The sequence below is a fragment of the Micromonospora sp. NPDC050397 genome (assembly GCF_044901685.1).
Classification (GTDB): Bacteria; Actinomycetota; Actinomycetes; order Mycobacteriales; family Micromonosporaceae; genus Micromonospora_G.
Map to the genome: position 1 here is coordinate 37,095 of NZ_JBJDPS010000013.1, position 11,830 is coordinate 48,924.

General features: G+C 67.3%; 9 protein-coding genes and 1 pseudogene. 5 read left to right on the plus strand and 5 right to left on the minus strand.

The genetic code is table 11. From position 1 onward, the window contains the following. Nucleotides 1-45 precede the first annotated feature (45 nt). The 3 genes from ACI2K4_RS29175 to ACI2K4_RS29185 are packed head-to-tail and all read left to right on the plus strand — an operon-like array spanning nt 46 to nt 4,203. Nucleotides 46-1,029, plus strand: coding sequence for an ABC transporter substrate-binding protein (locus ACI2K4_RS29175; protein ID WP_404515941.1), 984 nt, complete (start codon nt 46-48; stop codon nt 1,027-1,029). Continuing rightward, nucleotides 1,026-3,137 carry an iron ABC transporter permease gene (locus ACI2K4_RS29180; protein ID WP_404515942.1) on the plus strand — a complete coding sequence of 704 codons (2,112 nt, stop codon included), beginning with the start codon at nt 1,026-1,028 and terminating at the stop codon, nt 3,135-3,137. Before ACI2K4_RS29175 ends, ACI2K4_RS29180 begins: the two co-directional genes overlap by 4 nt. Nucleotides 3,138-3,192: 55 nt before the next feature. Next, on the plus strand, nt 3,193-4,203 hold the full coding sequence (locus ACI2K4_RS29185) for a siderophore-interacting protein (protein WP_404515944.1): 1,011 nt from the start codon (nt 3,193-3,195) through the stop codon (nt 4,201-4,203). Nucleotides 4,204-4,711: 508 nt separating this feature from the next. Here ACI2K4_RS29185 and ACI2K4_RS29190 read toward each other — a convergent pair. After that, nucleotides 4,712-5,207 (minus strand): annotated as a pseudogene (locus tag ACI2K4_RS29190) (Na+/H+ antiporter NhaA); the annotation flags it as partial. Between the two features lie 291 nt (nt 5,208-5,498). Next, nucleotides 5,499-5,780, minus strand: coding sequence for a hypothetical protein (locus ACI2K4_RS29195; protein WP_404515946.1), 282 nt, complete (start codon nt 5,778-5,780; stop codon nt 5,499-5,501). Between ACI2K4_RS29195 and ACI2K4_RS29200 the strand changes: the two genes are divergently transcribed. Both ACI2K4_RS29200 and ACI2K4_RS29205 read left to right on the plus strand, forming a co-directional pair. Beyond that, nucleotides 5,736-5,927 carry a hypothetical protein gene (locus tag ACI2K4_RS29200; protein ID WP_404515948.1) on the plus strand — a complete coding sequence of 64 codons (192 nt, stop codon included), beginning with the start codon at nt 5,736-5,738 and terminating at the stop codon, nt 5,925-5,927. The two genes, ACI2K4_RS29195 and ACI2K4_RS29200, sit on opposite strands and share 45 nt — an antisense overlap. A 253-nt stretch (nt 5,928-6,180) precedes the next feature. Continuing rightward, complete coding sequence (locus ACI2K4_RS29205; protein WP_404515949.1) at nt 6,181-6,399, plus strand: hypothetical protein; 219 nt, start codon at nt 6,181-6,183, stop codon at nt 6,397-6,399. 212 nt (nt 6,400-6,611) lie between these two features. On the opposite strand, the gene ACI2K4_RS29210 is transcribed toward ACI2K4_RS29205, so the two are convergent. The 3 genes from ACI2K4_RS29210 to ACI2K4_RS29220 all read right to left on the minus strand — a co-directional run bounded on the left by ACI2K4_RS29210 (nt 6,612) and on the right by ACI2K4_RS29220 (nt 11,571). After that, a complete protein-coding gene (locus tag ACI2K4_RS29210) occupies nt 6,612-6,959 on the minus strand; it encodes an Lsr2 family protein (protein ID WP_404515951.1) in 348 nt (115 codons plus the stop codon). 406 nt (nt 6,960-7,365) lie between these two features. After that, nucleotides 7,366-7,569: a hypothetical protein gene (locus ACI2K4_RS29215; RefSeq protein WP_404516102.1), complete on the minus strand. Its 204-nt coding sequence runs from the start codon at nt 7,567-7,569 to the stop codon at nt 7,366-7,368. Nucleotides 7,570-8,637: 1,068 nt separating this feature from the next. Next, nucleotides 8,638-11,571 (minus strand): BTAD domain-containing putative transcriptional regulator, encoded by a 2,934-nt coding sequence (locus ACI2K4_RS29220; protein ID WP_404515953.1) that lies wholly within the window; start codon nt 11,569-11,571, stop codon nt 8,638-8,640. Nucleotides 11,572-11,830 lie beyond the last annotated feature (259 nt).

Consider the following 11,830-nt stretch of genomic DNA (forward strand, 5'->3'; position numbering starts at 1 on the left):
GTCTGCGGCTCGGTACGTCGAACCCGACCCTCTGGAATGAGCACCATGAACCGAATCCGCATCACCGTTGTCGCCGCCCTCGCCGGTGTCCTCCTGCTCGGGGCCTGCGGCACCACCGAGCCTGCCTCAACGGCACCCGAACCCGGCGCTGCGGCCGCCGGCCCGGTCACCGTCACCGACACCCGCGGCAAGACACTCAGTCTCGACCGGCCCGCCCAGCGGGTCGTCGGCCTGGAATGGAGTGAGGTGGAACAACTCCTCACCCTCGGCGTCACGCCGGTCGGCGTCGCAGACCCCAAGGGGTACGCCACCTGGGTCACCGCCGCCAAGCTCGACGCCACGGTCAAGGATGTCGGCACCCGGGCGGAACCAAGCGTCGACGCGATCGTGGCACTGCAACCCGACCTGGTCATCGCCCGTGCCAACCGGGGTGCGGAGGTGATCGCACAGTTGGAAAAGTACGTGCCGGTTTTGGTCACCAAGGGTAGCGACACGACCGACAATATCGGCCGGATGCGCCGCGAGTTCGAGATGATCGCCACCGCGACCGGGCGTACCGACCAGGCGGCGAAGACCCTGGCCGACTTCGATTCCGCCCTGACCGACGGAAAGCAGAAGATTGCCGCCGCCGACGCGACCGGCCAGCGGTTCGCCATCGCCGACGGCTACCTGGAGGGCGGTACGGTCTCGATCCGGATGTTCGGTCAGGGCACCTTCGTCTCCCAGATCGGCACCCGGCTCGGTCTGACAAACGCCTGGCCGGGCAAGGGCGACCCGGCATGGGATCTCGACCAGACCGACGTCGAGGGGCTGACCGCGCTGGGCGGCGGCGACCTGCGGTTCTTCTACAACGCCTCGGACGGCGACGACGTGTTCGCCGGCGGCCTGTCGGGCAACCCGATCTGGCAGTCGATGCCGTTCGTCAAGCAGAAGAACCTGCACCGGATGCCGGACGGCATCTGGACCTTCGGCGGCCCGCTGTCCGGGATCCAGTACGCCGAACAGCTCGTTCGGATCTACGCGTCTTGAGCCAGCTCAGGCCCGGAGGCCCGGGGGCGGCGCTCGCGCCGCCCCCGGGCCGCACCCCGACCCGCCGGATCCGGCCGGTTGTGGTTTTCACGGCGGCGACGCTGCTGACGCTGACCGTCGCCGCCGTGCATCTCACCCAGGGCACCTCTTCGGTCGACGCGGCGGACCTGCTCCGACTGCTGCTCGGCGGGGGAAACGAGGACGCCGCCCACGTGCTGGTCGGTTCGCGGCTGCCTCGGCTGCTGGCCGGCGTGACCGTGGGGGTCGCCCTCGGTGTCGCCGGCGCCACCCTTCAGTCGCTGGCCCGCAACTCCCTGGCCTCACCGGACACCCTGGCGGTCAACGCCGGCGCCCACCTCGCTGTGGTGGCGGTGGCCGCCGCCGGGCTGAGCCTGCCGGCCCTACCAGCCGGCGCGGTCGCCTTCGCCGGCGGCCTCACCGCCGCCGGTCTCGTGCTGCTGCTGTCCAGCGGCGGCGCGTCCGGCCCGACCCGGCTCATCCTGGCCGGATCGGCGACCGCCATGGCGCTCAGCTCCCTCACCACCCTGCTGATGCTCCTGTTCGAGGAGTCGACCATCGGCCTGTTCGCCTGGGGCAACGGCTCCCTCGTGCAGGGTGACCTGAGTACGGTGGCCCAGCTCGCCCCGGCGGTTCTGCTCTGCGTCGCGGGCTGCCTCCTGCTCACGCACCGGCTGGACATACTCGCCCTCGGCGACGACAACGCCCGGGTCCTCGGGCTGGACGTCACCCGTACCCGACTGACCGGCACCCTACTCGCGGTCGCGCTATCGGCCATCGCGGTGACCCTGACCGGGCCCATCGGATTCATCGGGCTCGGCGCCCCGGTGGTCAGCCGGCTGTTGTCCCGTTGGGTACCCGGCCTGCACCGACATTGCCTCCTGCTCCCGCTGTCCGGCCTCGCCGGTGCCTTCCTGGTCCTGGCCGCAGACGTCGTCCTCCGGGCGATTCTCGGTGGGCAAGCCGGGGTGGACATACCCACCGGCGTTGCTACCACCCTGCTCGGCGCGGTCATCCTGATCTGGCTGGCCCGCCGGCACCGGGACTCCGGGCCGACCCGACAGCCGCCATCCACCCACCCGGCCGCCCGTTCCGCCGCCCGCCTCGGAATCGTTCTGGTGGTGTGCAGCGCAGCAGCAGCCTGCGCGGTCCTACTCGGCATGCTGGCCGGCGACACCTGGCTGCTGACCGGAGACGTGGTCAACTGGCTGCGGGGGCGAACCAGCGTCGGGTATACCTTCGTGCTCGACCAGCGGTACCCGCGGGTCGCCGCGTCCCTCCTCGCCGGAGCCGCCCTCGCCGTCGCGGGGACGACCGTGCAGGCGGTGTGCCGCAATCCGCTCGCCGAGCCAGGTCTGCTCGGTGTCACTGCCGGAGCCGGGGTCGGCGCCATCACCCTGCTCACCTTCGTGCCCCTGGCCGGCGTCTGGACCATGTCCATGGTGGCCGGTGGCAGTGCCCTGTTCGCCTTCGCTCTGGTCTACGGCCTGGCCTGGCGCGGCGGACTGGGCTCGGACCGGCTGGTGTTGATCGGGGTCGGAGTCTCGGCCGGCTGCCTGGCGCTGATCACCCTGATCATCGTCCGTTCCGACCCGTGGAACACGGCCAAGGCGCTGACCTGGCTCTCCGGCTCGACCTACGGCCGCACGCCGGCCCAGGTGGCACCTGTGGCAGCCGCGCTGCTCCTCCTCACCCCGGTCGTCGTCCTGGCACGGCGGGAACTGGACCTACTCGCGCTCGACGACGACACGCCGCGCGTGCTCGGGGTACGGCTGGAACGGACCCGACTGGTCGCGCTGGCCGGCGCGGCGCTGCTCACCTCGACCGCGGTCTCGGCGGTCGGTGTGATCGGCTTTGTCGGACTGGTCGCCCCGCATATCGCGCGGGCGCTCGTCGGTGGCCGGCACGCCCGGGTCCTCCCAGTCGCCGCCCTGACGGGAGCGATCCTGGTCAGCCTGGCGGACACCGTCGGCCGGACCGTCATCGCACCGGCACAGATCCCGGCCGGGCTGGTCACCGCCATGATCGGTGCGCCGTACTTCGTCTGGCTGCTCTGGCGCTCCAGGGCCTTCACCCCGGCTGCTCGGTAACCGGCACACTCCACCCGGTCGGCGATCGGCCTGGCGTTTCAGGAAAGAGGCACCGATGACCGACACCCTCGACGCTTCGCCGCCGGCCCCCGCCTGGCGCCAGTTTCCGGCCGAGGTAGCTCGGCTGCACCGGCTCAGCCGGTCCTTCCTACGAGCCACGCTCACCGGTCAGGACCTCGACCGGTTCGCTGACAACGGGTACGACCAGCGGTTCAAGCTGGTCTTCCCGTTGCCCGGCAGCGGCTTCCGGCACCTGCCATCCGGACCGGACTGGTACGCCCGCTGGCGTACCCTCCCCATGGAGTGGCGTAATCCGTTCCGGACCTACACCGTACGGTCGGTGCGCCAACACGCCCGTGAGATCGACGTCGACTTGGTGCTGCACGGCGCCAGCGCCGACCCGGCCCACCATTACGTGCCGGGGACCAAACCTTCTCAGGATGCCCGTCCCGGCCCGCTCCTCTACCACGGGCACGCGGGGCAGCACGGGCCAGCCGCCCGCTGGGCCGCAACGGCCCGCCCAGGAGACCCGGTCGTCGTCCTCGGCCCTAACCAAGACCATTTAGGCGACCACGGCGGCCGGGAGTTCCAGCAGACCGGGGACGCCCACGCCATCCTGCTCGCCGGGGACGAGACCGCCGTCCCCGCGATCTGCGCGATCCTGGAACGCCTGCCGCCCAGCACCCAGGGCGAGGTCCTCCTGGAAGTGCCGTACCCGGACGACATTCTGCCCTGCGTGGTGCCACCACTGGTGAGCGTCAGTTGGCTGGCCCGCTCCGGCCGGCCACACGGCAGCCTGCTGGTCTCCGCAGTGCAGTCGGCGGCCGAGCGGCTGATTCCGTCCATGGGACAGGTCGCGTCGGACGAACTCGGCACAGCCGGGTCGTCGGCTCCAACCGACGAGAAGATTTGGGAGGTGCCAGCCGGTCCGAATCACGTCTGGCTTGCCGGTGAAGCAGAACTCGTCCGTACGCTCCGCCGGTATCTCGTCGGCGAGCGCGGAGTGGCCCGGGAATCGGTGGCATTCATGGGGTACTGGCGGCTGGGGCGGGCAGCCCACGACTGAACCGCTGAACACCATTCATGGGGCCGCTTGTAGGTATATCCATTACACGGAGGTGTCCGCACCGCCAAAGCGGCGCGCACCGAGTCGCACGGTCGGCCGTCCGGTGGGCACACGTGCTGACTCGCTGGTGGCCGACCCTGATCTCGCTCGTGGTCGTGGTGGGCGCCCTCGTCATGGGCTTCACCCTGGCGTAGATGTGGCTCGCCGTCATCCCCGGTTCACCGTGAAGTCCGTGGACGGCGCGGGCGGTTTCTCCTATGAGTGGACGCGCTTCGGCGGCCTGCTTGGTCAGACGCTCCTGGCGTAGCGCGACGGCTGCTTGGGCGGCGAACGCCTCGATGACGCGTCGGTGGGCGGCGTCGAGCACCAGGCCGCGCAGTACCAGCGACAGGTCGTCGTCGACGTTCACGGTTCCGTCGCCGCTGGCAGGTGCTGCGTCGCTGGCGCGCCGTGCGGCGAGGTCGACCACCGCGCTGACCGCCGCCGCGACGAGGAGGAAGACCACCCGGGCGCCGAGCACCCCGACGACCTTGCCGGCGACCAGCCTGACAATCACCCCGACGGCGACCGAGTCGGTCAGCGAGGCGCCGAGGCCACTCACGCCGGCCACCGACACCCCGGCCGCAAAGAACGCGAAGATCGGCACCGCCACGCCGGCCGACACCGGCCGGAACCGGTGCTCAAAATGCTCCGCCAGCCCCGGCCCCGGCCCCGGTTTGCGGCGCAGCACCGGAACGGTGAACGCGAGCGCGACCCCGGCGACCGTGGCATGCACCCCGGAGGTGCACGAGGGCCCAGGTCACCGCGGCCAGCGGCAGCAGCAGCCACTAGGAGCGCACCCGACGCTGGACCAACAGGCCGAACACCACCAGCGGAATCAGCGCCAGGAGCAGGAAACTGAAGTGCAGCGAACTGGTGTGGAAGATCGCGATGATCACGATCGCCAGCAGGTCGTCAACCACCGCGAGGGTGAGCAGGAACGTCCTCATCGCCACCGGCAGATGGCGACAGCGGCGGCTGCCACGACCGCACAAGCGCCGGAGCCGAGATCGCCGCGCAGCCGGTCGACGGCCCGGGTGGTGACCGCATCATCGACGAATTTCCGACACCGCCACAAAGGGCAGTGCCGGCCGATACGACGACGAGCCGTCGGTTCGCCGCTACGATCACGATCTCCCACTCAAGAATCCTGCGACGATGGATCCCGTTCGGGCGGTGAGTACAGTTAGGGTGGTCGTCGCCGCACGCGCGGGGGTCCTCCCCCAATGGCCTCGGACCGTCGAGTCCCTGTGCCATTACTCGTACGGTTGCTTCGGTGGCTCGATCTGGCGCCACGACTCCACGTCGAGGTAGGGAATGTCCTCGTCGTTGACCTGGTCCTTGCCGATCCGGTCGGAGTAGCGGCCGACCACGTCGACCCAGGTGTCCGGGGCCAGACCGGTCGGCGGGTCACCGGTCAGCCCGAGCTTGATCGGCCGACCGTCGGCCGCGCAGCAGGACACGACGGCCCCGAGCGCCGTGCCGAGGCCGGCGTGCCCGAACATCTCCGGTTCGCGACCAAGCCGCAACTGGCGCACCGGATGATAGAGGCCGCAGTGACCGCCGGGCTGCCGTGCCGGTGGGTGGCCGGCGACGAGGCTTACGGCGCTGATCCACCCTGGCCGTCCGGCTCCGCACGCTGCGGCTGGGCTACGTGCTGGCCGTGGCCCGCTCACATCAGGTGACCACCGGCCTCGGCGTCTACCGCGTCGATCTGCTGGCCGCAGGCCTTCCGGAGTCCGTGTGGCAGCGTCTGTCCGCCGGCCAAGGGGCGAAAGGCCACCGCTACTACGACTGGTCCTTCACCGCCCTGCCGCACGCCAACGACCATCACGGCGAGCACCACTGGCTACTGATCCGCCGCAACCGCACCACCGGCGAGCGGGCCTTCCACCGCTGCTGGTCACCCAAACCCTCCCGCCGCGCACCCTGGTCGCGGTGGCCGGACTGCGCTGGAAGGTCGAGGAGTCGGTCCAGGCCGCGAAGACCAGCCTCGGCCTGGACCAGCACCGCTGCTGGACATCCTGGCAGCGATGGACCGCCCGCGATCCTCGCCCACGCCTTCCTCGCCGCAGCCACGCCCACCGCGACCAACCCGACCCGGCCGGACCAATCCCGCTGACCGTCAACGAACCCGCCCCCTATTCAACGCCCTGATCATCGAACCCACCCGCCGCCACACCGACGCGCTGCTCTGGCCAATCCGCCGACGCCACCACTAAGCCCGCGCCATGAACAGCCACTAGGCCCGACAAACCCTCATCGAACCCTGATCACGATCACCGGCTGGAGTACTAGCAGCGGCAGAAGGCCAGCTCCTTCGGTGGGGGTGTTAAGCCGAATCAGGACGCTTGCCCCTGGCCTGCGCGTCAATGGTTGTTGTATGCCTCGACCACCGACGCCGGGATCCTGCCGCGCTCGGAAACCTCGTAGCCGTTCTTGGACGCCCATTCCCGGATGGCCTTGTTCTGGTCCCGATCGGTGCGGGTGGGAGCGGCACCGGCGCTACGGCGGGTCGGTCGGCGACTTTCGATGCCACCCCTCCCAACACGCGTACCGGCGACGATGTACGGATCCAACGCTTTGCGCAGGGTGCCTGCGTTCGCCTCAGACAGGTCGATCGTGAAGTTGAGCCCGTCGAGCGCAAACTCGACCGTGCGGTCGGCCTCGCCACCGTCAAGGTCGTCGGTGAGTACGGTGATAACCTTTTTAGCCACGACAAATCACTCCCGGTGAACGTTGCATTCCAGGTGATGAGTCTGACTCATCAATCGGTGAGTCTGCAACATATGCCTTGAGGCTCGACCGCCACCGACGTTCTTTCGCCCTGCCGCACCGAGGCATGGCGGCACGGCTGACACCGGCCTAGCTGCGCCGCCAGGCGCAGTGCGCATTTCTCGGCTGCTGTCTCATCAGCCAAGACTGGCTTGGGTCGGACAAGAAGGCGAGTTGCTCAGCCTTGACACCGACCGGCGAGTGCGGCTTAGAGTTGGCCGCCGCAGCGAGTCCACCGTGGGTTTCCATCTAAATCGACCTTCCCCGTGGGCGACAGCAGGGCGGTCGGCGCGATGAGTGTCGAACGCCGCCCTACGTGGCGGACCCGGGACGGTCCCTCCCTTCGGGTCACCCGAGGACGACCTCGTGGCGGTACGCCCAGACCCGAGCACCGTCCGCAAGAATGATTTCGACCCGGCCACCTTCGTCGACCCGCCTACCCACGGCGTGGACGGGCTTGCCGTCCTGCGCGATCACGGGATCGTGGTCGGGCCTGGGGCGGTCGGGCCGAAAGACCCAGACCAGGCTCACAGGCTGACTGGACACCAACACCTCCGAGAATAGCACAAGTGTTCGACTGCTGAGTCTAGTCACACCCACCTCGACGGGAAGCTGCGACACGGCACCTTGCAATCGCGAACCATCGGTGACCTGTCCGAAGGGGCAGGGTCAGCGGCAGTCGATGTTGGGGCCGGGCCGTCTCGGTCTACCACCGCCCGCACGGCTGCAGGCCGCCCTGGTGCTCGTTGACGGCCCCAGGGGGCTCACCGCCGAAGCGGGAGTCGTCAGGCGGCCAATTACGTCCAACTCGCGCTCGTCGAGCCGGCGCCGGTACGCCAGTCCGGCCGCCGGCGTGACCACGAACCCGAAGGACCAGGCTCCCGCCGGACCGACCGTCACGAAATTTCACCTGCAGGCCGAGCACGCCAACACACCGACGGCCACCCCCATGACCTGTAGGAGCTGACCGATCTGAGCATGCTCGTCGAGCCCACCCGAGACTCGCTTCCCAGATGTCGATCGCCGTCACCTCCGCACCAGAGCCACCGACGCATTTTGACGATCTCATCGGCGACGCGCTGCGGGCACATAGCCGAGGGCTTCGGCTTCCTCGAACCCCAGGATGGCGTCTGAACCGCCGAGACCTCGATGACCGACCAAGGGCTGTGCCGGGCACAAATAGCTGGCAGGCTATCCGCATGCCGGCACGCGATGTGATCCCATGGGCACTCGACGAGGTCATGACCGACGAGGATCAGCGGCGCCTCTCGGCCCGGGTCACCGACGGGTTCTACCGGGACAGCCGACCCAAGCCCGGTTCTTCATGCTCGGCATCGGCGCCGTCGGTGACGACCCTGGTGATGATGGCGCGGTGGTGCTCATCGGCGTTGCTCGCTCGCAGCAGGTCGCGACCGGCAAGGACCGTACCTCGGTCACACCGGGTGTTCCGTCTTCCCACACCGGTGCCGGTCAAGCTCCTGCACACGGCGCTACCACAGGATGTGCAGCGACACCTCAACCTGTTAACCGGATGCCTTATCCCCTTGCACCGAAACGGCTGCCGCGCAAGGCGGCCGTTCATCGCCAGCGATATACGATGGATTTTGAGACGCGCCGTTGCTATCCTGCCAGGCGTCGCGATTGCCCATGCAGAAGTTCCGCACGAGCGGCAAGCAGTCGAGCCCGCAGCGACTGGATAGCCGCGCTACTCCCGTCAGGCAGTTCGTGCAGCGCCACTCGAATCTGCTTCTCTGCGTTTTCGGTGTCACCCATAGCCACAAGCGTGTCGGCAGTTACTGCTTGCGCATGGGCGACGCGCAACCGATCGTGCCTGCCGGCGGCTACCTCTCGAGCTGCGACGGCATCCATAAGCGCGTCTTCATAGTGCCGGAGTTGGCGTTGCGCATCTGCTGCAGTAATGTGCGCATCACATCGGGTGCTGTCATCGATAGTTGGCCCGTAAAGGTCGAGCGCGAGACGACAGCGTTCCAGCGCTTGTTGGGGACTGCCTGTTTCTAGATCCAGTTTAGCGAGTCGGACGATGTCCCTGCTACGCCATCTCGGTGCATCAATCTTGTCCCATATCGCGATAGCCGCGTGATAGAACCATTCAGCTTGGGTATGTTGCTTGAGCGCCCGGTAGGCGTCACCGAGATTATGCAGTGCCGATCCTTCACCTAGGGGTATTTCATTGGTTCGGGACAGGGCTAGGACTTGTTCGAGGATTGGGATCGCTGCCGTCACCTCACCGCTTCTCATGCGCGCGACGGCGACGTTGTGTCCACAAAGCAGCTGGGCTGGGACGTGGTTGATCTGCTCGGCGAGTTGGAGGGCTTGACTGAAGGCGTCGTGAGCCCGCTGGTAGTCATGAGCGTCGAGCTGGGTCGTGCCGAGGTTGTTGAGACTGCCGAGGAGTCCTTCGTCGTGACCGTCGATGCGGGCCGCATCGACCGCGACTTGTAGTGATTGGAGGACGTCTGTTTGACTGCCGTACCGACCGAACGCCCCGTGGGTGGCGCCTGGTATCTGCCAGGCGTGTCTGTAGTAGCCCTCCGCCTTGGCGAGTTGTACGAGCGGGGCCAGGTTGACGCGCTCGATTTCGCACCAGCGAATGGCTTCGATTTGCCCTGTCAGGGTTGTCAGGGTGATTGCCGTTTGTTCGGGTCGGGGCAGATCGGGGACCGGGGCGTTGGTGGGGTCGATCAGCCTGGCAGCGTTGGCTGCGGAAAGCAGGTACCAGTCGAGGAGGCGACGAAGTGCGTGGTGTCGTCGCTCAGGGGTTTCCTTGGTCTTGACTAGATCGGCAGCGTAGAGCCTGAGGAGATCGTGCATGCGGAAGCGTCCGCCGACGTCATGTTCGACAAGGTGTGTTCGAGTGAGGGTCCTCAGGTCAGCCTCGGCTTCACGGATGTCGATGCCGGCGAGGGCTGCGGCGGCTGGAGTGCTGATGGTTGGGCCCGGAAAGAGTCCAAGGCGAGCAAAGACGAGGGCAGCTCGTGCTGGGAGGTGGTTGGTTGACCAGGCGAAGATGGTTCGGAGCGTGGTTTCGCCGGTTTCGTCGCCTTCATAGTCGAGAAGGTGGGCGGCGAGGTCGTCAGCCAGTTCGTGGATAGGGGCAAGGGGGCGTACGGCAATTTGTTCGCCAATGATACGCAAAGCGAGCGGTATTCCGCCGGACAGGCGCGCGATTTTGGTAAGGGATTCGGACGGTATGTCTTCGCGTTGTGAGGCAAGGATGCGGTGCAGGAGTTGGTGTCGTTGGGGTTCAGTTAGTGGTGGCACCGTGATGGTGTGGACGGCTTCGCGGATGTTCAGGCCGATGAGGCGGGTTCGGCTGGTGATGATGGTAAGGCAGGTCAGTGAGGCGGGTATCAGCTGTCGGGCTTGGCGGGAGTCGAGGATGTTGTCGAGGATGATGAGGAGTCGTCGTTCGATGGTGAGTTGTTGGTAGAGGGAGCGCTGTTCCTCGAGATTGGCCGGTACGCGTTTCGCGGGGACCCCGAGGGCAACGAGGAGGCGGGTGAGTGCGTCCTCGGGTTGTAGGGGTGGGACCGGACCGTGTGCTTCGGCGTTGAGGTAAAGCTGTCCATCAGGGAAGGATTGTCGTTTTCGATGCGCCCAGTGGACTGCGAGGGTGGTTTTACCGACGCCTGGCATTCCGGTCACGACGATGATGTTGGTGCCTCCTGCGACGGCGATGTCGAGGGTTGAGATCAGGTCGTCGCGTCCGGTGAAGTCGCGTACGTCATGCGGTAGTTGCCGTGACGGCGCGGCGGCGGGTGGCAGCAGCACAGGGGGTGGCTCGCGCGTGGGTGTCGGTGGGGTTGGCGGTGCGGGTCTGATGTCGAGGACGGGCTCGGTGCGCATCCGTCGGCGGTAGTGGTGTCGGAACGCGGTGACGAACTGCCGAGCGTCGGGTGACCGTCCGACGGCGTGGAGAGCTGTTGCCCAGAGGCTGGCAAGTCGCTCGTCAAGCGGATGCGCGGGGATCAGCTGTTCGAGTCGGGTGAACGCATTGTCGTGGCGCCCGAGTGCTAGCTCGCCGCCGGCGAGGAGCTTCTGTGCGTCCAGTTGCCGGGTCTGCAGGTCGCGGCGCAGGTGTTCAGCCTGGGCGCCTCGTAGTTCGGGTAGTGGTTCGCCTCGCCACAGGTTGATTGCGGTGGTAAGCGCGGTGACGGCGCGTTCGAGCTGCTGTTGGCTGGTGGCCTGGCGGGCCTCGGCAACCAGGAGCCGGAAGCGGTAGTAGTCGACGGTGTTGCGGTCGACGTCGAGGCGATAGGTTCCAGTGTTGACGCCTCGGACAAGTGCATGAGGTAGACCAGCGGTCCGCAGGACGGCGCGCACCCGACTAACTGGGGCGTACAGAAGTCGGCGTGCGGTTTCCGAACCGCGCTGCGGCCATAGAAGTTCCATGATGGTCTCGGCGCGGACATGCTCGCCGGCGTGGTAGAGCAGCACGGCGAGTAGCGCGCGAACCTTGGCCGTGCCGAGTGGGATGACCTGGTCGTCGACTCTGAGCTCGGTGGGGCCCAGGATGGCGAACTGGATTGACATCGTTTCCTCCGCTGTCCCCCGGAACCGCGTTCTTCGATTCTGTTCTTCGCTGGTCGATCCCCCAAGAGTCCGTGCTCGAAGTCCGTAATCAGACATTCAGTGACAAGGAATCCGCAAGGTCGCCGCTAGACGGATGGCAACTCTACCGACAGTCACTCCATTGATGCTCGCCAACGTCCTTTGTTGTTCGTTGGGAGAGATGAATGACGAGTCTTGGTTGGCAAGTTGCACCTGTCGGAATGGACGCGGGCCGGTGGGT

Bases quoted from the DNA above. Each gene is read 5' to 3' on its own strand.
- ACI2K4_RS29185 (WP_404515944.1), top strand. From the start codon at position 3,193: ATGACCGACACCCTCGACGCTTCGCCGCCGGCCCCCGCCTGGCGCCAG.
- ACI2K4_RS29175 (WP_404515941.1), top strand. From the start codon at position 46: ATGAACCGAATCCGCATCACCGTTGTCGCCGCCCTCGCCGGTGTCCTC.
- ACI2K4_RS29220 (WP_404515953.1), bottom strand. From the start codon at position 11,571: ATGTCAATCCAGTTCGCCATCCTGGGCCCCACCGAGCTCAGAGTCGAC.